The organism is Suipraeoptans intestinalis (genome assembly GCF_009696485.1).
GTDB classification, from domain to species: domain Bacteria; phylum Bacillota; class Clostridia; order Lachnospirales; family Lachnospiraceae; genus Suipraeoptans; species Suipraeoptans intestinalis.
This window is the reverse complement of the sequence record NZ_VULY01000018.1, coordinates 173,716-194,691: the sequence shown is the minus strand read 5'-3', so window position 1 is coordinate 194,691 and position 20,976 is coordinate 173,716. Positions and strand designations below refer to the sequence as shown.

Sequence of the window (20,976 nt, the reverse complement as noted above, 5' to 3'; positions counted from 1 at the left end):
AGTAAGGCATGATAAATATTATAGTAGAGCTTTCCAAATACATTTTGATCGTGATGATCGTCGTCTATGCGTATTTGTGTTTTGGAGTATTTGCCTATCGAAGCCCGGAGGCAAAAAAAAAGATCCTGACGCAGCAGAATGTGCTGATGTTTCTGATGCACATGACGGCGTTTCTGGTCATGTATCTGGAAACATCGGATTTAAAAATGATCGCTTTTTATTTAATGCAAGTGGTTCTGTTTAGCGCCACTATAATCCTCTATACGAATCTTTATCCTAAAGCGTCGCGTTTGGTGGTAAATAATCTATGTATGCTTTTAAGTGTAGGACTGATCATGATCACCAGACTAAATTATGAGAAAGCGATGAAACAGTACATCATCGCAGCGGGAAGCATTGCCCTCAGCCTTGTGATCCCGGTGATCATCCGAAAACTGAAGCTGTTGTCCGAGTGGAGGCTTTTTTATGGAGGACTGGGTATCCTGTCTCTGGGCGTGGTGGCAGTCTTAGGAAGGGTATCCTACGGGGCAAGGCTGGGATTTACCGTTGCAGGGATCAGTATTCAGCCTTCGGAGCTGGTAAAGATCATCTTCGTATTTTTTGTGGCGGCCAGCTTCAAAAAATCCATGGAATTTAAAAATATTGTGGTTACCACAACCCTTGCGGCATTCCACGTGCTGATCCTGGTGGCCTCTACAGATTTGGGCGCTGCCCTGATCGTCTTTGTGGTATACCTGACGATGCTTTATGTGGCAACGCATCAGTTTCTCTATGTGGCGGCGGGCGTCCTGTCCGGCGGCGCAGCGTCAGTGGGAGCGTATCATCTGTTCAACCATGTAAGAGTCAGAGTTCTGGTGTGGAAGGATCCCATTGCGGTGTACGACAAAGGAGGATATCAGGTAGCGCAGTCTTTGTTTGCCATCGGAACGGGAGGATGGTTTGGGATGGGCTTATTCCAGGGAGCGCCTGACAGTATTCCGGTTGCGGACACGGATTTTATTTTTTCGGCGATCGCAGAGGAGATGGGATTGATCTTTGCTCTTGCGGTGATTCTGATCTGTATCAGCTGCTACGTGATGTTTCTGAATATCGCAATGCAGCTTCACAACATGTTTTATAAGATGGTGGCTTTGGGACTGGGAACCTGTTATATTTTCCAGGTGTTTTTAACGGTGGGCGGCGTGACTAAATTTATCCCTTCTACCGGAGTGACCCTGCCGTTGATCAGCTATGGAGGCAGTTCTCTGGTCAGTACTTTGATCCTGTTTGCTATTATCCAGGGACTGTATATCCTGCGGGAAGATGAGGAAGAAGATATTGAGAGAAGACAACGAGAGAAGTTACGAGCAAAGAGAAGCATTGCGGAAGATGGAGAGAAAAATGGAAAAAAGGGCAATGCCGCGGAAAGAGAGAAAAGAAGCAGACAGAGAAGACCGGAGAAAGGCAAGGAAAAAACGATCCGGTAACAGGGAGTTTGCCAAGGTGACATATGTATATGTCCTGCTGTTTCTGGCTTTGATGGGATATATCATTTATTTTCAGGCGGTAAAAAGTAAGGATCTGATCAAAAGTCCCTACAATGCCAGACAGGATGCCAACAGCAAACGGATCACCAGAGGGCAGATCCAGGACCGCAACGGCAACGTTTTGGCGGAGACAGTCACAGGAGCAGACGGAAAAGAAGTCAGACAGTATCCCTACGGTAATCTGTTTGCGCATGTAGTAGGCTACAGTCAACAAGGGAAGACGGGGTTGGAGTCCGCAGAGAATTATAATCTTCTGACATCCAACGAATTTTTTCTTACCAAGCTGCAAAACGAATTCCAAAACAAGAAAAATCCGGGAGATAACATTGTGACGACGCTGGACGCCCGCCTACAGGAAGCGGCGTGGGACGCGCTGGGGCCTTACAGGGGAGCCGTGGTAGCAATAGAGCCTTCCACCGGAAAGATTGTGGCTATGGTGTCCAAGCCGGACTATGATCCCAATCAGATAGAAGAAAATTGGGAGTACCTGAATGCAGATCCGGAAAGCGCTTTGCTGAACAGGGCTACGCAGGGAAACTATGTACCGGGATCCACCTTTAAGGTGGTAACGGCATTGGAATATATGCGAGAACATCCGGATTACGAATCCTACTCCTACACCTGTCCGGGATACATAGAATATGAGGGGACGCTGATCCACTGCTACAATCACCAGGCTCATGGAGTGGTGGATCTTCAGGACAGTCTGGCATACTCCTGCAACGCCTCGTTTTCGAATATTGGATTGATGCTGGATGTTTCCCGGTTTCAAAAAACAGCCAAGGAACTTCTGTTTGACAGTAAGCTCCCCGGTCCTCTGCCGGGAAGCCGCAGCAGCTTTACATTGACGGGGCAGTCAGGCAGCGCGGACAAAATGATGACGGCTATGGGACAGGGACAGACCCAGGTAAGCCCTTATCATATGGCGCTGATCACGGCTTCCATCGCCAACGGGGGCGTGTTGATGAAGCCTTATCTGGTAGATAAGATCACCAACCATTCCGGAAAGGTGATCGAAAAGCAGATGCCGAAAGAATACAGAACCCTGATGACGCCGGAGGAGGCCGCAAAACTGAAAGAGTATATGACGGCCGTCGCCTCTTACGGTACGGCTTCCGTGTTTGCAGGAGCCGGCTATACCGCGGCAGGGAAGACAGGAACGGCAGAGTACAGCAATGATCAGGAAAAGACACATTCCTGGTTTATCGGAATGTGTGATGTGGATCAGCCGCAGCTGGCAATCAGTGTCATCATTGAAGCTTCCGATGGAAGCATCAGTGGCACGCAGGTGGCGAAACAGGTATTTGACGCCTATTATCAGTAGCGGTCAAAAGGAGAAGGGAATGCGCTATTTCAAGAATCTGTACCTGACAGAAAGAGCAAAAGAAAAGAAGGAAACCATCATCCGAAAGCTGGAGGATAACAGCATCCAGTTTTCGGTTTACCTGCTCCTTTGCAGAGAGGGAGAGAGAATGTCGCTGGAGATCTGCCATGCCGGAATGTTTTTACAGACCTGGTATCCCAGAGAACAGGTAAAGATCGCGGGAATGGCAGTCGGCTACGAGGAGGCGCTGGAACTTCTGGTAGAGATCGTGGAGGATGCTTACCAAAACACCGGAAACGCAGACGTGTGTTCTTATCTGAAAGCAAGGGAGGAACAGGGCGAATAAAATGTTGCATATGATTTTAATCCTATTGAAAGGACTGGGGATCTGCCTGGGAGTTTTTGCAGGACTGCTTGTTCTTATTCTATCGGGGATCCTGTTTTTACCAATCTGCTATCGGATGGAAGGAAACTGGAACCGGATGAAGGAAGAGCGGGGAGGCAGGGCTGTGATAAGGTGGTGTTTTGGCCTGGTTTCAGCTTGTTTCTATTATGAAGAAGGAGCAAAATGGAAGGTCAGAGTCGCTTTTTGGAAGTGGGGGAGCGATTCGCTTTTGGGACAGGAAAAAAAAGAGAGACAGTCCGGCGGGAAAACGAGTGAGGAAAAAAGTGATGACGAAGCGGACCAAAAGGAAACAGATCCCGTTCCTTTCCAGGAAATGGAACCAGAGGATCCAGTGGATCCAGTGGATCAGACGGATCCTGAAATGGAAGAAAATCCTGGGAAAGTGGAAGCGGCAGAAAAAGAAAGTACAGAAAAAAGCATTTTAAACAGGATCCGACAGGGATGGGAAGAGATCAAGAGAAAGTTTCGTAATATCCGTGATACCATCAGATGGCTGCAGGAGCAAAAGGAGGCTCTCAAAGAATTTCTGGAGGATCCCATCCATCAAAGAGCATTCCAGATACTGAAAAAAGAAGGTAGGATTCTTCTTAAAAAACTAAAGCCGAAAGATATAAGAGGAAGATTTGTATTTGGCTTTGAAGATCCCGGAACAACAGGGTATGTTCTGGCAGGACTGGCAGTTTTGTATCCGGTTTATGAGGATCGGATAGAGATCCTTCCCGATTTTGAGACGGAAGTTTTGGAGGTGGACGGAAGCGTTTGCGGCAGAGTCTACCTGTGGTGGATGATCAGGCTGCTGGCGGGCCTTGGCTGCAGGAAAGCGGTTCGAATGACCTATCGGGATATCATGGAATATAAAAACAATATGGCACGCAGGAAAGGAAGGGACAGATAATGGCAGAACAGAATTTTAAGGAAACGGTAGAGGCGCTATTTCAGGGAGTGGATAGTGTGGTGTCGTCCAAGACGGTGGTAGGAGAGCCCGTCCATATCGGCGATGTTATCATTCTTCCGCTGGTGGATGTATCTTTTGCCATCGGAGCCGGCAGCTTTCAGAGCGGGAAAAATGTGGAAGCAGGCGGAAGACAGGGAGAGAGGAAGCAAAAGGGCGCAGGAGGAATGGGCGGAAAGATGACGCCCAGCGCAGTTCTTGTGATACAAAACGGAAAGACCAAGCTGGTCAATATTAAAAACCAGGATACCATGACCAAGATTTTGGATATGGTTCCGGATCTTGTGGATCGTTTTTCACCCAAAAAAGAAGGGAAGATGACAGAACAGAAGGTTGCGGATATGCTGGAGAAAGCTTCGGAAGAGGAGTAGGAGAATCTTTCCGACAGGATTCCGACAAGAAGAAAAAATTAGGTCTTGCAATTTTAGATGAGATTTGCTAGAATATCAATGTTGCAAGTTCGTAAGAACTTATTTTGAGCGTTAGGAGGTGCAGTCATGGCTAAATGTGCTATTTGCGAAAAGGGTGCTCACTTTGGAAATAATGTAAGTCATTCTAATAGAAAAACACCAAAAATGTGGAAGTCAAATGTGAAGTCCGTTCGTGTAAAGACAGAGGGCGGTGCTACACGTAAGATGTATGTATGTACTTCTTGTCTGAAGTCCGGCAGAGTAGAGCGTGCATAATGCAGGAGAAAGAAGAATGAGGAACTCAGATTTCGTTTTGGAATCTGAGTTTTTGCTTTATAAGGAACCGGGACAGGGAGTTAATAGTTGTAATCAAATAAAAAACAGAGTATAATATCAGTACTGCGTAGGCAGCAGGGGAAGAGAACGGAGGTTTCGATATGAAAGGATGTATGAGTACAGAACTTGGCATCGTGACGGTAGATGCGGAAGTTATTGCGAAATATGCGGGAACGGTAGCGGTAGAGTGCTTTGGGATCGTAGGGATGGCGGCGGTCAATATGAAGGACGGACTGGTTCACCTGTTGAAAAAAGAGAGTCTGACCAAAGGAATACAGGTAAGGATCTCAGAGGATAATCATATCGCGATCCATTTTCATGTGATCGTGTCTTATGGTGTGAACATCTCGGCCGTCACAGACAATCTGTGCAGCAATGTAAAGTATAAAGTGGAAGAATTTTCCGGAATGCCGGTAGATAAGATCAATGTCTACATTGAAGGCGTAAGAGTCATCGATTAAGGAGGGGCAAGACGTGGCTACGAAAACGATAAGTGTAGATAAGATGGCTGAAATGTTTCTTGCCGGAGCAAGGAATATTGAGGCAAAAAAGGAATATATCAACGAACTGAACGTGTTTCCCGTCCCGGACGGGGATACGGGAACGAACATGTCCATGACCATCATGGCGGCTGCCAGGGAAGTGGCGGCTTTGGAAAATCCGACGATGGAGGAACTGGCAAAAGCCATCTCCTCCGGATCTCTGCGGGGAGCAAGAGGAAATTCAGGGGTTATCCTGTCGCAGTTGTTAAGAGGATTCACGAAAGCGATCCGTCAGGAAAAAGAAGTAGACGCCTTTGTACTGGCGGCAGCATGTGCCAGGGGACGGGACACGGCTTACAAGGCGGTTATGAAGCCAAAGGAAGGAACCATTTTGACGGTTGCCAGCGGGATTGCGGACAAGGCAGCCCAGATGGCGGGAGAAACCGAGGATCTGGAGGTCTTTCTCGGCGAAGTGATCGCACATGGGCGGGAAGTTCTGGCAAAGACTCCGGAGATGCTGCCTGTTTTAAAAGAGGCAGGCGTGGTGGATTCCGGCGGACAGGGACTGATCGAGATCCTCCAGGGTGCTTACGATGCATTTTTAGGGAAAGAAATAGACTATCCGGCTATCATTCCGGCAGCGGAAAGAGTAGTAAAAGCAGCATCTGTGACAGAAGAGGCGGAGATTCGTTTTGGCTATTGTACAGAGTTTATCATCCTGACGGAAAAGGAATTTACAGAAGGACAGGAAAGAGAACTGAAACAGTACCTTTCTTCCATTGGTGATTCCATTGTCTGCGTAGCAGATGAAGAGGTGGTAAAGATCCACGTACATACCAACGATCCGGGTATGGCGCTGCAAAAAGCTCTGGGATATGGGCAGCTTTCCCGTATCAAGATCGACAATATGCGGGAGGAGCACCAGGAAAAACTGATCCGGGATTCCGAGAGACTGGCACGGGAGCAGGCGCAGGAAGAAAAAGAGCGGAAAAAGATGGGCTTTATCGCTGTTTCCATAGGAGAGGGACTGAATGATATTTTCCGTGAACTGGGTGTAGATTACATCATCGAAGGGGGACAGACAATGAACCCCAGCACAGAGGATATGCTCAATGCTATCCAACAGGTCAATGCGGATACTATATTCATCCTTCCAAACAACAAGAACATTGTACTGGCAGCCAATCAGGCCAGGGAACTGGTGAAGGAGAAGGAGATCATAGTGATCCCGACAAAGACGGTTCCCCAGGGAATCACGGCAGTCATCAATTTCATGCCGGAGGAGGATGTACCCTCCAATGAGGCTGTGATGCTGGAGGAGATCGCAAAAGTGAAGACCGGACAGGTTACCTACGCAGTCCGGGATACCTGTATCGATGAGAAAGAGATCAAAGAAGGCGACATTATGGGAATTGGCGATAATGGGATTCTGGCAGTAGGGAAAGAAGTGGAAGCGACAGCCAGAGAGATGCTGGATCATTTGGTAGATGACAGTTCCGAGCTGATCAGTCTCTATTACGGGGAAGACGTCAGCGAAGAAGCGGCGGCAGCATTTGTGCAGGCGGTAGAAGAGCTGTATCCAGATCTGGATGTAGACGCTCATTACGGCGGACAGCCGATCTATTACTACGTGATGGCAGTGGAATAGTCCGTCAGGCAGGGATATGATAGAAGAGACAAGATTAAATCAACTGAAAGGGATAGGAGAAAAGACGGAAAAACTCTTCCAGAAGCTGGGGCTTTTTACAGTGGGAGATCTGATCCGCTTCTATCCTAGGACTTACGATATTTATGAAGTGCCTGTATTCATCTCCCAGTTGGAGGAAGGACGGATACAGGCGATAAGGGGAAAGATCGTATCACCGGTGCGGGTGGCGGGCAGTCGGGAAATGCAGGTCACGACTCTTTTGATCCGGGATGATACGGGAAGTCTCCGTGTACTGTGGTTTCGTATGCCCTTTTTAAAGCATAGCTTCAAAGAAGGGCAGGAAATTATTTTAAGGGGGAGGATTGTCTTAAAAAAAGGCGAGTTCCGAATGGAGCAGCCTGAAATCTTTCTCTCTTTACAGGCATATAAAGAAAGGCTGCATTCCATGCAGCCTGTTTACAGTGTGACGGCAGGGTTGTCCAACAAAGTGGTAAAAAAGGCGGTCCAGCAGGTTCTGGAGCATTTTACGTTCAAAGAGGAAGCCTTGCCGGAGCATATTCTGAAGGAAAATCATCTATTTCTGTGGAAAGACGCTGTTCTTGGAATCCATTTTCCCAAAACAAAAGAAGAATTTGAATATAGTAGACAAAGACTGGTGTTTGACGAATTTCTCACATTTATCCTTGCCGTCAGAGGTCTGAAAGAAAAGAAGGAAGCGGAGGAAAGCAGTTATCTTGCCTGGGATACCAGGCTGAGCCAAAAACTGGAGGAATCCTTACCTTATCGGCTGACAAATGCGCAAAGGCAGGTGTGCCGGGAGGTTTCCGAAGATCTGAGATCCGGAAAAATGATGGCAAGACTGATACAAGGAGACGTGGGGTCCGGCAAAACGATCGTGGCGGTTCTGGCACTTCTTCAGACGGTGGGAAGCGGATATCAGGGAGCGCTGATGGCGCCGACGGAGGTATTGGCAAACCAGCACTACGAAAACCTGCAGAATATGTTTGCGGCTGCAGGCCTTGACGTTACCGTGGAACTTTTAACCGGATCCCTGACAGGGAAGGCAAGAAAAGAAGTCTATGAAAGGATTCGAGAGGGCAGGGCGGATATTGTAGTGGGAACGCATGCCCTGATCCAGGAGCAGGTGGAATATCATGATCTTGCTCTGGTAGTTACAGATGAACAGCATAGATTCGGCGTAAACCAGAGAGGAGATTTTGCAAAAAAAGGCAAAAAACCGCATGTTTTGGTCATGAGTGCAACGCCGATTCCCAGAACGCTGGCGATTATTTTGTATGGCGATCTGGACGTTTCCGTGATAGCGGAGCGTCCTTTAAACCGGATTCCGATCAAGAACTGCGTGGTGGGAACGGATTACCGCAAAAAGGCATACGCCTTTTTAAAGAAGCAGGTGGAAGAGGGGCGGCAGTGTTATGTGATCTGCCCGATGGTGGAAGAAAGCGAACATCTGGATGCAGAAAACGTGACGGATTATACGGAGGTTTTGCGGGAGGCATTAGGGAAGGAGATCTGTGTGGAATGTCTGCATGGAAAAATGAAGCCTGCTGAAAAAGACAGGCTGATGCAGGCGTTTTCCCAGAATAAGATCCAGATACTGGTGTCTACGACAGTGATTGAGGTGGGGATCGATGTTCCAAATGCTACGGTGATCCTGATCGAGAATGCGGAACGGTTTGGGCTGGCACAGCTACATCAATTAAGAGGAAGAGTGGGGCGGGGAAAGCACCAGTCTTACTGCATTTTTATGACTGCCTCCAGATCAAAAGAGATCCGGGACAGACTGGAGATCCTGAATCAGAGTAACGATGGCTTTTTTATTGCCGAAGAAGATCTGCGGCTGAGAGGACCGGGAGACCTGTTTGGGATCCGGCAAAGTGGGTTAATGGATTTTAAAATAGGGGATATCTTTCAGGATTCCCAGATACTGAAATTGGCGGCAAAGGTGGCGAAAGAACTGGAGAGGCAGGACAGGGAGTGTCTGACTCTCAGGCAGGGTCCGGTGGTGCTTTAGAGGACGGATCGAAAAAGGAGAAAAGGAGAAACGGTTGCAAACGATCATAGTGGTGTTAGGAATAGTCGCACTGTACGTCGTACTGGAGGCGGTGCGGGAACTGCATACATTCCGAAAGGTGTATTATACCGTATCCGCAAGGGAACTGAATGGAATGAAAAGAAGCCGGAAGGTGGTTTTTTTAAGCGATCTTCACAACGCTTCCTATGGAAAAGAAAACCAGAGGCTCTACCGGGCGATCCGGGAGGAAAAACCGGATATCATCCTGATCGGAGGCGATATGCTGGTGGGAAAAAGAAGCAGCTCTTATGAGGGCACCCTCTCTTTTTTGATACGGCTGGCAAAACTTTGTCCTGTTTATTATGCAAATGGAAATCATGAGCAAAAGATGAAAGAAAACGCCCGGTTTTATGAAGGCAGATATGACAGATACAGATCCGCCTTGGAGACGAACGGGATCTGTATGTTGGAAAACCGGCGGGAAGCATTCCTGTGGGACGGGGCAAAGATCTGTCTGACGGGATTGGAGATTCCGCTTTGGGGATACAAAAAACAGGGAGGGAAGCCGGTTGTCAAAAGGGATCTGGATCGTCTTATAAAGAAGGAAGAGGATGGATTTGAGATCGTGTTGGCTCATAATCCCAAATATATGAAAGTTTACGAGAAATGGGGAGGCAATCTTTTTCTGTCCGGTCATTATCATGGAGGGATCGTAGGATTTCCGGGAAACAGAGGAATTCTGTCTCCGGATTTCCGGCTGTTTCCCCCTTACACAGCCGGAAAACACAAGCTTTCAGAGAAGGCAACAGCCATCATCAGCAGAGGTCTGGGCGTTCATACGCTGCCGTTCCGACTGTGGAATCCGGCGGAGCTGGTTATTATTACATTGCAAGGAGAAAAAGGAAATGGGAATTCCCGTAAAACTGCAGGTATTTGAAGGTCCGCTGGATCTTCTGCTACATCTGATCGATAAAAATAAAATAGATATCTACGATATTCCGATCGTAGAAATTACCGGCCAGTATATGGAATATATCCGGCAAATGGAATCGGAAGATCTAAACATTATGAGTGAATTCCTGGTAATGGCGGCTACGCTTCTGGACATCAAGTGCAGGATGCTTCTTCCGGCGGAGGAAAACGAGGAAGGGGAGAGGGAGGATCCGAGACAGGAACTTCTGGAACAGCTTCTGGAATACAAAAAATACAAATGCATGGCATCCTGGCTCAGAGACAGGGAAAGCTGTGGGGCCGGAAGGATCTGCCGGAGGGAATCTCTTCCGCCGGAAGTGAAAGAATACCAGGAGCCGGTGGATATGGATCGTCTGCTGGAAGGAGTGACATTGCAAAGGCTGCATGGAATCTTTCAGGAGGTTATGCAAAAAAGGGCGGACAAGCTGGATCCGGTCCGAAGCAAATTCGGAAAGATAGAAAAAGAAGAAGTGACCCTTCCCGAGAAACTGAGTTATGTTACCGATTACATCAGACGCAACAGAAATGTCCGCTTTCGGCAGCTACTGGAGGCCCAGACATCCAAAATACAGGTAGTCGTCACTTTTTTGGCAGTGCTTCAGCTGATGAAAGAAGGACAGATCCATGTGGAGCAGGAAAAGGCGTTTGAGGAGATCCGGATCCTGTGGAACGCGGATGAAAAATAAAAGGAAGAAAGGCAGTATGGTTGAAGTGGAAATGAACAGATTGGCAGGGATTGTCGAGGCGATACTATTTACGATGGGAGATGCGGTGGAAATCGAAAAGCTTTCGAAAGCCATTGACCATGATGAAAAAACAACACGAAAGATCCTGGAGGTACTGAAGGAAAAATATCTGGAGGAAGACAGAGGGATCCAGTTGATAGAGCTGGAAGATTCCGTGCAGCTGTGTACCAAGGCGGAAGCCTACGAATATCTGATCAGGCTGGCCAGTCAGCCCCGCAGGCACGTGCTGACGGAAGTGTTGATGGAAACGCTGTCTATCATTGCCTATAAGCAGCCGGTTACCAAACAGGAGATCGAGAAGATCAGAGGAGTTAAATCGGATCATGCAGTAAATAAGCTGGTGGAATACGAACTGGTGTCGGAGATGGGAAGGCTGGACGCTCCGGGAAAACCCATCCTGTTTGGTACGACGCAGGAGTTTTTAAGAAGGTTCGGGCTGCCTTCCGCCGGAGAACTTCCAAGTCCGGACCCGGAACAGATGGAAGAATTTAAGGAAGAGGCAGAGGAAGAAGTACAGCTGAGGCTGAATGTATAAGGACTGTCATTTTTTCAGAAAAAGATTGACAGGATGGAAAAAGTAGACTAACATAGGATCAAAGATATAGAACATTTGTTCTGAAAAGGAGAACTTAGATGAAGAAAGATACAAAGAAAGAATCAGTACAGCAGAGCAGAGAAAATGAAAAAAAATTAGAAGCTCTTTCTATGGCTATCGCAAAGCTGGAGAAGGATTTTGGAAAGGGAACGGTAATGAAGCTGGGGGATCCTGCCGCACAGGTGGCAGTGGAGACAGTTCCCACAGGCTCCCTCAGTCTGGATCTGGCGCTGGGACTTGGCGGACTGCCCAGAGGAAGGGTAATAGAGATCTACGGACCGGAGTCCAGCGGAAAGACAACAATCGCGCTTCATGCCATTGCCTCCGTACAAAGGGCAGGAGGAATTGCAGGATTTATTGATGCAGAGCATGCCCTGGATCCGGTGTATGCCAAGAATATCGGAGTAGATATTGACGAACTTTATATTTCGCAGCCGGACAGCGGAGATCAGGCGCTGGAGATCGCAGAAACGATGGCCAGATCGGGAGCGCTGGATATTATCGTCATCGACTCTGTCGCAGCTCTGGTTCCCCGGCAGGAGATCGAAGGCGGCATGGGAGACAGTCATGTGGGACTGCAGGCCAGATTGATGTCCCAGGCGCTCAGAAAGCTGACGCCTATTATCGGAAAAGCCAACTGTATTGTGATCTTCATCAACCAGCTGCGGGAAAAGGTAGGGAGCTACGGCGGCGGAGAGACAACGACGGGAGGAAGAGCGTTAAAATTCTATTCATCCGTCCGCATCGATATCAGAAGGATAGAGGTATTGAAGCAGAGCGGGGAGATGATAGGAAACAGGACGCGTGCCAAAGTTGTAAAGAACAAGATCGCGCCTCCTTTCAAAGAGGCAGAGTTCGATATTATGTATGGAAAGGGGATCTCCAAGGAGGGAGACATCCTGGACATGGGAGTCAAGTGTGATATCATCAAAAAGAGCGGCGCATGGTTTTCCTATGAAGGAACCCGACTGGGGCAAGGAAGGGAGAACTCCAAGAACTACTTTATGGAGCATCCGGAACTAGCGGAAGAAATCGAAGAGAAAGTCCGCGCCCATTCCCTGGTAAGCAATATGGGAGGAGAGGCCAAAAGCTCCGCCCCGGAGCCGGCGAAAGAGGGGATAGCTGCAAAGGAAGAAGAGCTGGATGATTTCTTTGATGAGGAACTGGACACGCTGTTTGAAGGTGATGAATAAAAATGCAGATCACCAAAATCAGACCGGTCAATGAAAAAAAGGTTTTTATAGAAACGGATGAGAAGGAAGGCTTCTGTCTTTATCTGGGAGAAGTAAAAAAACTCGGAATCCTCTGCGGAATGGAACTGTCTGCGGAGGATTATCGTCATATCAGAGAGGAAATCCTGGTAAAGCGGGCAAAAAAAAGGGCGCTATACCTTCTGAATTTTGGAAGAAAAACAGAAGATCAACTGAAAAGAAAACTGATCCAGGACAGATATCCCAAGGATGTGGCTCGGGAAGCGGTAGAATATGCGAAAAGCTTCGGTTATCTGGATGATGCCGCCTTTGCCAGAGACTACATAGAATTGAACAAGGACAGAAAGAGCAAAAGGGAAATGGCGCTTGCTCTTTTTCAAAAAGGGCTTTCCAAAGAGGAGATCCGACAGGCTATGGAGGAGGTCTATGATCAGGAAGATCACGTCAACGCCATCCGGCGCATTCTGCACCAGAAGGGATATGATCCCCGGGAGAAGGATGAGAAAAAAAGGCAGAAGATCATAGGGTATCTGGCCAGAAAAGGGTTTTCTTGGCGGGAAGTGCAAAGACAGATGGAATTGACGGAAGAAGAGACTGGGAGTGAATGGTAAGTCTTGACATAATACCGAAAACAGTATAGAATTTAGGTGTTGTATTTGTACAATGAAAATAAAATAAGGAGGTGCTCCTGTGCCAGTAGGAATAGGAATTGCTGTGGCGGTTGCGCTGATTGTGATAACGGCGATAGTCAGTAGAGCTTTGACAGTATCGAGCCTGAAGAAAAATGCAGAATCCAAGATCGGAAATGCAGAGACGAAGGCGAGAGAGATTATTGATACCGCAGTTAAAACGGCAGAAGCAAAGAAGAAGGAGTCCTTGTTGGAGATCAAGGAAGAGTCGATCCGCAACAAGAATGAACTTGAAAAGGAGAGCAAGGAACGCAGAGCAGAACTGCAGCGTTACGAAAAAAGAGTCCTTTCCAAGGAGGAGACTTTAGACAAGAAGGCAGAAGCCATCGAGAAGCGAGAAGCAGGATTCACAGCAAAGGAAGAGAGGCTGAAACAGCGGGAAGCGGAAGTGGACCAGCTGGGCAGGCAGAGAGTACAGGAACTAGAAAGAATCTCAGGACTTACCTCCGAACAAGCAAAAGAGTATTTATTAAAAACTGTTGAAGACGATGTGAAGCATGATACGGCTAAGATGATCAAGGAACTGGAGGCGCAGGCGAAGGAAGAAGCTGACAAAAAGGCGAAAGAGTATATCGTCACTGCCATCCAAAGATGCGCGGCAGATCATGTGGCAGAGACTACGATCTCTGTGGTACAGCTTCCAAGCGACGAGATGAAAGGAAGGATCATCGGACGGGAAGGACGTAATATCCGGACCCTCGAGACGCTGACGGGAATAGAATTGATCATTGATGATACACCGGAAGCGGTTATTCTGTCAGGATTTGATCCCATCCGTCGTGAAGTGGCAAGGATCGCACTGGAGAAGCTGATCGTAGACGGGCGGATCCATCCGGCAAGGATTGAAGAAATGGTGGAAAAAGCCCAGAAAGAAGTGGAAACTTTGATCCGTGAGGAAGGAGAAGCGGCTACACTGGAAGTGGGAGTTCATGGAGTACATCCGGAACTGGTGCGTCTGCTTGGACGTATGAGGTTCAGGACCAGCTATGGACAGAATGCACTAAAGCATTCCATCGAGGTGGCGCATCTGGCAGGACTTTTGGCAGGCGAGCTGGGAGTAGATACCAGAATGGCCAGACGTGCAGGACTGTTGCATGATATCGGAAAGTCCATCGACCACGATGTGGAAGGATCGCACATTCAGATCGGAGTAGATCTCTGCAGAAAGTACAAAGAATCTGCGATCGTTATTAATTCTGTGGAGTCACACCACGGAGAAGTTGAACCGGAATCTTTGATCGCATGTCTGGTACAGGCGGCGGATACCATATCTGCAGCCAGACCGGGGGCGAGAAGAGAGACCTTGGAGACATACACAAACAGACTAAAACAGTTAGAAGATATCACCAACCAGTTTAAGGGAGTGGATAAATCTTTTGCAATTCAGGCAGGTAGAGAGATTCGTGTAATGGTAGTTCCAGATAAGGTATCTGATGCAGACATGGTGCTGATGGCCAGGGATATTGCAAAGCAAATTGAGTTTGAGCTGGAATATCCGGGGCAGATCAAGGTCAATGTGATCCGGGAATCCAGGGTTACAGACTATGCCAAGTAGAAGATAAATGGAGATGATGTCGCCGAGTGGTCATATTGACTATTCGGCGATATTTTATATATCGGGAAATAATCCGAAGCAGGGATAGCAGGGGATTGTTTTCTGCCGGAGGATAAAAAGCGTGTGCCTGAGAGAAAAGAAGGATCCGAAAACAGCAGGGAGCAGATCGTCGGAAGAGAAGGGAAAAGAGCATGAAAAAGAATGTGGTAAGGGCAGACAGAAAATTAATGTATGAAGGCTCTGTTATCAAGGTATATCAGGATAAGATGCAATTTGCCGGAGGAAACGAAGAAAACTGGGATTATATCCATCATGACGGGGCAGCGGCGGTGGTTCCGGTGCTGCCGGATGGACGGATCCTTATGGTGGAGCAATACCGAAGCGCTCTGGATCGGGAGACATTGGAGATCCCGGCGGGCAAGCTGGATGCGCCGGGAGAGGATCCCAGACTTTGCGCCCAGAGGGAGCTGGAAGAAGAGACGGGATATTTTTGTCAGGAACCAAAGTGGCTGATCACCGTCCGCACGATGGTAGCTTTTTCAAATGAAAAGGTGGAGATCTATGTAGCGGAAGATTTGATCCCATCCAGACAGCATCTGGATGAAAACGAATTTATTCATGTAAGCGCCTATCCGCTGGAAGAATTAAAAGAGAAGATCTTTCGGGGAGAGATTCAGGATTCCAAGACCATAGCGGCTCTTTTGGCCTATGGAGAGGCTTATGGGAAAAGCAGAAGAACCGCAAACTAACGAAGAAGCGGCTGGAAAGCAGAGGAGGAGAACAGGATGGAAAGAGAAAAAAGCTTTGGCCTCAACAGGGATGTGATCAAATATTTTGCCATGTTTACCATGCTGCTAAACCATATTGGCAATATTTTTCTGGAGCCGGGGACAGTCTGGCATGAGGCGCTGCTGGATATCGGATATTTTACTGCGATCACAATGTGCTATTTTCTGGTGGAAGGGTATGGATATACCAGATCTAAATCCAGCTACAGAAACCGGCTGCTTTTCTGGGCGGTCATCTCTCAGATCCCGTTCGGCCTTGCCTTGTCATCGGGAGAGATCCTGCGATTCACCGGATTTAACATGTTATTTACCCTGTTTTTTTGTTTTTTGATCATTGATGTGATCCACACAGCGTCTCGCCGCTGGAAGAAGGTATTGTATGTGATCCTGCTGCTGATCCCTTGTCTGTTCTGCGACTGGTTCATTCTGGCGCCTGTTTTTACTCTGTTGTTTCTTTGGGCCGGGAAAGATAAAAAGCGTCTGGCTGTTGCATACGGAATCTCCATGGGAGCGTTCGGACTTTTGTCTATGGGAAGCTTTTACGAATACACAGGAGCAGCTCTGTTTTTTGTTGTGGCAGGAAAGGTGTCGGGGATGCTTCTTTCCGGAATCTGTATCATCTGGCTGTATAACGGCAAACGGATGGAACGGGGCAGGATTTTTTCCAAGTGGTTCTTCTATATATTTTATCCCGCCCATCTGTTGATTCTGGGGATCATACGGATCGCAATGGGATTGTAAGGAGCCTCCTGCTATGACCCTGCAGCCAACTGAAACGCAGATAACAAAAAAGATAACAAAAAATCCTGCTGGACAAGAAAAAATCCTATGGAACAGGAGGGTAATATGTTATAATAGCAAGAAGCTACAGGAGTGAGGAGGATACTTATGAAAAAAGTGACACAAATTAAGAGGCGCGGAATCGGGTTTCTGCTGGCATGCGCAGTGCTGCTGAGTGTTTGGCCGGGAGGATTTACAGATTCTCTTCAGGCGGCAGATACGCAGAATGTTTCTGTACGTATTTTTAATCTGGAAGGAGACGGAAGCCAGAATGAGCAAACAGAATTCCAAGCGGAAGCCCCTGTCAATGCAGCGGCAAATCTTGTGGTGTCGGGAGATGGCGTAAAAATAGAAAACCCATGGCTGGTCCTTCGGGTAGAAAAAAACGAAGGTAAGGCTGCAAAGCCTCAATTTGTAGACTCACAAAATGCATACCTTTCAAAATATCTGGAAGATGAGACGCATTATTACATGGTCTATAAATTAAATGCGATTGCAGGAGGCACCAATATCACATTTCCGTTCCCGTTCAAGTTTATCGGTGGAAAAGCAGAAACGGGAGATCGGGTAACGGTGGATTTTCAGATGCTGCAGGGTGACGGAGAGGATAGAACGAACGTGACCCTGGCGGATCTCCAGGGGAAGGAAGTGCTTTACAGCACACAAAAGATCTACACGGCAAAGGCTGATTGGCTGGAAATCAATGACAGCCACATTAATATGTGGTATGCGTCAGGATATGATAAGGCAAAAGAGGCTTTTTTCTACCATGCACGAAATATTCCGGAGAATCAGAAAACGACGGGGGAAACAGAAGTAACCGTCTTCCCTATGTTTTCAGAAACGGTGACAGAACCGGAAGATCTGACAGAGCGTGTGGATTACAGACGTCCTAAAAATATTAAAATGCAATTTAAAATGCCTCCCTACGGAGAACTGACGGAGCATGCAAAGAGAGCGGGCTGGACCTACGATGAAACGACAAGGATCGCTACTTTTTTCAGAGAGAATCCGGATATCAGCTATGTAAGGGAAGGATGGCGTGAAGGAAAAGTCGGGATAACTTCCTGGGGTGAATTCATCAGCATGGTTAATGCTCCTTTTTTTGATGAAACGGGAGATCCCCAAATTTATACTATTGAAGCAAGCTATATTGTGAATGCAGGATTAAGTGATGAGAGGCGATTGCCGGACCAAAAAGCATCCTACTATCTGATTCCGGTTTATTTTAAGCCGGGCGGCGAGTTCAGCATATGGAAGGATAATCTTACCGGAGCCGGAACCACGGAAAATGGGATAAGTTATGACATAAGTGAGGGTGACTATACCTATTATGGAAAAAAACTGTATGACAGGAAGCAGGAGCAGACGGCAGAGGGTTTGATCTATACACTGGACGTCAGAAACAGTAATAATGGAGAATCTGCCCAAAACCCGGACAACGGACAGACGACAAAGGTATGGAGCATTACGGATAACCTCATCAGCCGGGGAGATACGGGAAGGTTGTATTATAAGTATTTTACCGTTGCCAAAGTGATGGATTATTCCCCGAGATTGTCAGAGGAAAGAAAGGCAGAGATCAGAAATGCTATGATAGAAGCCATTAATGCTCCCAATAAGCTATATGGGATCCGGGCGGATGGCACGAAAGAACTGATCCGGGAAAATATTAAATATCAGGAGAAAGTGGCGATCGAGGACACGCAGGCCAGATACCTGAAGCTGGAACTGGAGCTGTCCAGACCGATAGAGCTAAATAACAGCGCTGTGCGAATAATTACGCAGGCTTATCCGACGAAGGAAGAAGAGAAAAAATTTCAGGACGGCACGTATGCCCTCCGACAATATTACTATGGAGATGCCTCAGCATCAGTGGTAACCAGCAGACTGGGAGAAGGCATGGATACAGCCGAAAAGGACAGAAGCCTGGTAAAGGGAAATGATTACTGGGCGCGTACCGGTATCGGGATCATTAATCCCAAAGTTGAGATCACAAATACAGAGAACCAAAGCGTTGCTTACTCGGCATCGGGAAGCTTTCTTAAATACAGCACGCAAGTCTATGCCCAATATAACCGGGGAAATTGGGGACCACTGGCAAATGAACCATTGGAACATGTTAAGGTGATCCAGCTTTTGCCGCCGGCATTTGAGTATGACAGTACCACCGGAACCTACGGGTATCTTGACAAGATCGAAGCGCCGCAGGTTGTAGAGAACTTTAAAAATACAGGGCGTACTGCTGTAATCTACACGATCCCTCATATGGACCCTAGTGATTATCGGTATAACTCTGCGAGAATAGAAACGAAAATCAGGGCACTGCCTTCTGCCAATGCAGGAAATAACAAGATAGAAAGCTTTATGGTATATGGCAACAATGATGTGATCCTGCCGCAAGATAAGGAAAATGAATATACAGATGTGCTGGATCTAAATGAAAATGGAAACGTAGACGAGATGCTTGCTGCCACCAGTTCCTACATCAACTATATTCCCCCGTATGAGTTACTGGTAAAGAAACAGGTAGGGTATGACAGGAATAATTTCACCTTGTTTGCGACAGGAGATCTGGGGTATTCCTTTTATTATAAGATCAATATTTTCAATAATACGATCGCCAATGTGCAGAATGCATATATCATAGATGTTCTGCCGTACAAAGGAGACCACTACATCGTAGCAAACGATCAGGGAGAATATCTGGATCGTGCATCCCAATTTTCCACAAAGCTGGTACAGTCTTTGGAAAGCCTTCCTGAAAATCAGGCGGCACTGGAAAAATTTGACGTCTTTTATCAGGTGGCGGCGCAGGGAAAAGATCTGGAAAGCGTCAGGGACGGACAGTGGCTGACAGCAGCGCAGATACAGGAGTTTTCTCAGGTAAAAAGTGTGAAATTTGTTTTAAAAAAGGGCGTACAGATGGAATCAAAATCGGAAGTGGACTTCTTCCTTTGCTGCCGGATGCCCTATGACAAAACTTTGACCCCGGGGGAAGTGGCCATTAATTCTTCCGCTATCGCAACAGATGGAAAAACGTATTCAGAGGGAAACTCTGTGAAAGTAACCTACGAGAAGTATGGGGTGGAAGGCGTTTTATTTGATGATACGGATGAAGATGGCGTTATGGATGAAACAGAAGAGCGGATTGCAGGAAGAAGGATAGAGGTGGTGGATTCTGCCACCAAAGAAGTGGCAAAAGATCCAAAGGGAGTCCCTCTTACCGCTGTAACAGATGAAAAAGGACACTACCAGATAGAAGTGTTCAAAAGAGGAGACTACCGCATCCGTTTTGCAAAGGAAACCTATGAAATCTTTACGGAAGTCAACGGGACGGCAAACAACCAAAGCAATGTGGAAACAGTATCGGGTCAGCGAGGAGACAGCTATGGATTTTCCTTAAATCCCATTTCCAAGTCTGCCGTCAGAAATGCAGGAATCATTCCGCAGGCAAGAGAAGTCTCCATCCGAAAGATCTCAACAGAAACAGGAGACAACAAAGAAGAGATCCCTCTTTCCGGCGTAGAATTTCGTTTGATGCAGGGAGAAAAGCTGATTGCCACACAAGTGACGGACGAAAAAGGAGAAGCGGTATTTTCTACCGTTCCTTTTGGAGAGTATACGCTGGTAGAAAGCAAGGGAATCGAAGGCTATGAGATCCTGGAACCCAAAGGCCGGAAGATCCAGGTGACGAAAGAAAAACCGGTAGAAGTGCAGGTGTTTGAAAACAGGCCGATTCGCAGAGATATTCGTCTGACAAAGGCAGACCAGGATGAAAAGGGAAGGAAGCTGCCAGGCGTCACCTTTGCGATCTATGGAAAGGGAGAGACCGACAAGCCGATCGCAGAGGCAACGAGTGACGAGAAAGGCGAGGTGCTCTTTCGTGATATTCCCTATGGCGATTATGAGATCAGAGAGATACAGACGATAGAAGGGTATGTACAAAAGGAGGACAGCCTGGAAGTATCTGTGAAAGAAAACAAGGAGACTGCGATAGATCTGGGAACGGTAACGAATCGAAAGATCAAAGGCACTGTCAAGATATACAAGCAGGACGGGGAAAAACATCCCCTTTCCGGAGCAGAATTTACACTGCTTCAGGACGGAAAGGAAGTGAAAAGGCAGATCACGGATCATGCGGGAATGGCGGTATTTGCGGATCTGGTCTATGGAACTTACGAAGTGGTGGAAAGCAAGGCTCCGGAAGGCTACCAGAAGGAGGAGCAGAGGTATCGCTTTGAAATTCGTGAAGATGGGAAAACCCTGGAACAGACGGTGGTGAATCGGAAGCTCCCTGAACCGGAAAAGAAAGATGCGACCAGAGGAACATCCAAAGTAAAAAGGGCAGCAAAGACGGGAGATGCGGCTGCTCCGGCAAGAAGTGCGATATGGCTGCTTGTAAGTGGCCTGAGTATGCTGGGGATCGTGAGAATGAGCCTCCGCCGGAAAAACAGATAACAGGAAATAAAAAGAACCAGCGCACAGGAAAGAAGCGATTTCTGTAAAGCGCTGGTTTCTTTT

At 47.4% G+C, this 20,976-nt stretch carries 18 protein-coding genes; all 18 read left to right on the top strand.

The window, feature by feature from the left end; translation table 11 throughout:
• The first annotated feature begins 8 nt into the window (after positions 1-8).
• The 18 genes from FYJ34_RS01635 to FYJ34_RS01550 all read left to right on the top strand — a co-directional run bounded on the left by FYJ34_RS01635 (position 9) and on the right by FYJ34_RS01550 (position 20,913).
• Entirely contained in the window at positions 9-1,466 is a 1,458-nt protein-coding gene (locus tag FYJ34_RS01635) for an FtsW/RodA/SpoVE family cell cycle protein (RefSeq protein WP_154475663.1), read from the top strand.
• A gap of 52 nt (positions 1,467-1,518) precedes the next feature.
• Positions 1,519-2,850, top strand: a complete 1,332-nt coding sequence (locus FYJ34_RS01630; protein ID WP_154478761.1) for a peptidoglycan D,D-transpeptidase FtsI family protein — start codon at positions 1,519-1,521, stop codon at positions 2,848-2,850.
• Positions 2,851-2,869: 19 nt separating this feature from the next.
• Positions 2,870-3,196 (top strand): hypothetical protein, encoded by a 327-nt coding sequence (locus FYJ34_RS01625; protein ID WP_173017042.1) that lies wholly within the window; start codon positions 2,870-2,872, stop codon positions 3,194-3,196.
• A 10-nt stretch (positions 3,197-3,206) separates the two neighbouring features.
• Positions 3,207-4,151 carry a DUF2953 domain-containing protein gene (locus tag FYJ34_RS01620; RefSeq protein WP_154475659.1) on the top strand — a complete coding sequence of 315 codons (945 nt, stop codon included), beginning with the start codon at positions 3,207-3,209 and terminating at the stop codon, positions 4,149-4,151.
• Positions 4,151-4,579 carry a GerW family sporulation protein gene (locus FYJ34_RS01615; protein WP_154475657.1) on the top strand — a complete coding sequence of 143 codons (429 nt, stop codon included), beginning with the start codon at positions 4,151-4,153 and terminating at the stop codon, positions 4,577-4,579. Before FYJ34_RS01620 ends, FYJ34_RS01615 begins: the two co-directional genes overlap by 1 nt.
• A 126-nt stretch (positions 4,580-4,705) precedes the next feature.
• Positions 4,706-4,894 (top strand): 50S ribosomal protein L28, encoded by a 189-nt coding sequence (gene rpmB / locus FYJ34_RS01610; protein ID WP_154475655.1) that lies wholly within the window; start codon positions 4,706-4,708, stop codon positions 4,892-4,894.
• Between the two features lie 161 nt (positions 4,895-5,055).
• Positions 5,056-5,415 carry an Asp23/Gls24 family envelope stress response protein gene (locus FYJ34_RS01605; RefSeq protein WP_154475653.1) on the top strand — a complete coding sequence of 120 codons (360 nt, stop codon included), beginning with the start codon at positions 5,056-5,058 and terminating at the stop codon, positions 5,413-5,415.
• 13 nt (positions 5,416-5,428) lie between these two features.
• The gene (locus tag FYJ34_RS01600) at positions 5,429-7,084 is read left to right on the top strand and encodes a DAK2 domain-containing protein (RefSeq protein ID WP_330582493.1); all 1,656 of its coding nucleotides are present in this window, start codon (positions 5,429-5,431) and stop codon (positions 7,082-7,084) included.
• Positions 7,085-7,100: 16 nt separating this feature from the next.
• Positions 7,101-9,116, top strand: a complete 2,016-nt coding sequence (gene recG, locus FYJ34_RS01595; RefSeq protein ID WP_154475651.1) for an ATP-dependent DNA helicase RecG — start codon at positions 7,101-7,103, stop codon at positions 9,114-9,116.
• A gap of 34 nt (positions 9,117-9,150) precedes the next feature.
• Complete coding sequence (locus FYJ34_RS01590; protein ID WP_154475649.1) at positions 9,151-10,053, top strand: metallophosphoesterase; 903 nt, start codon at positions 9,151-9,153, stop codon at positions 10,051-10,053.
• Positions 10,022-10,774, top strand: a complete 753-nt coding sequence (locus FYJ34_RS01585) for a segregation and condensation protein A (RefSeq protein ID WP_154475647.1) — start codon at positions 10,022-10,024, stop codon at positions 10,772-10,774. The genes FYJ34_RS01590 and FYJ34_RS01585 overlap by 32 nt, the downstream gene beginning before the upstream one ends.
• A 16-nt stretch (positions 10,775-10,790) precedes the next feature.
• Positions 10,791-11,369 (top strand): SMC-Scp complex subunit ScpB, encoded by a 579-nt coding sequence (gene scpB, locus FYJ34_RS01580; protein WP_154475645.1) that lies wholly within the window; start codon positions 10,791-10,793, stop codon positions 11,367-11,369.
• 98 nt (positions 11,370-11,467) lie between these two features.
• Positions 11,468-12,622, top strand: a complete 1,155-nt coding sequence (gene recA, locus FYJ34_RS01575) for a recombinase RecA (RefSeq protein ID WP_154475643.1) — start codon at positions 11,468-11,470, stop codon at positions 12,620-12,622.
• 2 nt (positions 12,623-12,624) lie between these two features.
• The gene (locus FYJ34_RS01570) at positions 12,625-13,251 is read left to right on the top strand and encodes a regulatory protein RecX (RefSeq protein WP_154475641.1); all 627 of its coding nucleotides are present in this window, start codon (positions 12,625-12,627) and stop codon (positions 13,249-13,251) included.
• 79 nt (positions 13,252-13,330) lie between these two features.
• Positions 13,331-14,884, top strand: a complete 1,554-nt coding sequence (gene rny / locus FYJ34_RS01565; RefSeq protein ID WP_276960078.1) for a ribonuclease Y — start codon at positions 13,331-13,333, stop codon at positions 14,882-14,884.
• A gap of 191 nt (positions 14,885-15,075) precedes the next feature.
• Positions 15,076-15,633: an NUDIX domain-containing protein gene (locus tag FYJ34_RS01560; protein ID WP_154475639.1), complete on the top strand. Its 558-nt coding sequence runs from the start codon at positions 15,076-15,078 to the stop codon at positions 15,631-15,633.
• A 36-nt stretch (positions 15,634-15,669) separates the two neighbouring features.
• Positions 15,670-16,413 (top strand): TraX family protein, encoded by a 744-nt coding sequence (locus FYJ34_RS01555; RefSeq protein WP_154475637.1) that lies wholly within the window; start codon positions 15,670-15,672, stop codon positions 16,411-16,413.
• 147 nt (positions 16,414-16,560) lie between these two features.
• Positions 16,561-20,913 (top strand): SpaA isopeptide-forming pilin-related protein, encoded by a 4,353-nt coding sequence (locus tag FYJ34_RS01550; protein ID WP_154475635.1) that lies wholly within the window; start codon positions 16,561-16,563, stop codon positions 20,911-20,913.
• Positions 20,914-20,976 lie beyond the last annotated feature (63 nt).

Excerpts from the sequence above, each read along its gene's own strand:
- FYJ34_RS01635 (WP_154475663.1), top strand. The coding sequence starts at position 9 with ATGATAAATATTATAGTAGAGCTTTCCAAATACATTTTGATCGTGATG.
- FYJ34_RS01630 (WP_154478761.1), top strand. The coding sequence starts at position 1,519 with ATGGGATATATCATTTATTTTCAGGCGGTAAAAAGTAAGGATCTGATC.
- FYJ34_RS01625 (WP_173017042.1), top strand. The coding sequence starts at position 2,870 with ATGCGCTATTTCAAGAATCTGTACCTGACAGAAAGAGCAAAAGAAAAG.
- FYJ34_RS01620 (WP_154475659.1), top strand. The coding sequence starts at position 3,207 with ATGATTTTAATCCTATTGAAAGGACTGGGGATCTGCCTGGGAGTTTTT.
- FYJ34_RS01615 (WP_154475657.1), top strand. The coding sequence starts at position 4,151 with ATGGCAGAACAGAATTTTAAGGAAACGGTAGAGGCGCTATTTCAGGGA.
- rpmB (WP_154475655.1), top strand. The coding sequence starts at position 4,706 with ATGGCTAAATGTGCTATTTGCGAAAAGGGTGCTCACTTTGGAAATAAT.
- FYJ34_RS01605 (WP_154475653.1), top strand. The coding sequence starts at position 5,056 with ATGAAAGGATGTATGAGTACAGAACTTGGCATCGTGACGGTAGATGCG.
- recG (WP_154475651.1), top strand. The coding sequence starts at position 7,101 with ATGATAGAAGAGACAAGATTAAATCAACTGAAAGGGATAGGAGAAAAG.
- FYJ34_RS01585 (WP_154475647.1), top strand. The coding sequence starts at position 10,022 with ATGGGAATTCCCGTAAAACTGCAGGTATTTGAAGGTCCGCTGGATCTT.
- scpB (WP_154475645.1), top strand. The coding sequence starts at position 10,791 with ATGGTTGAAGTGGAAATGAACAGATTGGCAGGGATTGTCGAGGCGATA.
- recA (WP_154475643.1), top strand. The coding sequence starts at position 11,468 with ATGAAGAAAGATACAAAGAAAGAATCAGTACAGCAGAGCAGAGAAAAT.
- FYJ34_RS01570 (WP_154475641.1), top strand. The coding sequence starts at position 12,625 with ATGCAGATCACCAAAATCAGACCGGTCAATGAAAAAAAGGTTTTTATA.
- FYJ34_RS01560 (WP_154475639.1), top strand. The coding sequence starts at position 15,076 with ATGAAAAAGAATGTGGTAAGGGCAGACAGAAAATTAATGTATGAAGGC.
- FYJ34_RS01555 (WP_154475637.1), top strand. The coding sequence starts at position 15,670 with ATGGAAAGAGAAAAAAGCTTTGGCCTCAACAGGGATGTGATCAAATAT.
- FYJ34_RS01550 (WP_154475635.1), top strand. The coding sequence starts at position 16,561 with ATGAAAAAAGTGACACAAATTAAGAGGCGCGGAATCGGGTTTCTGCTG.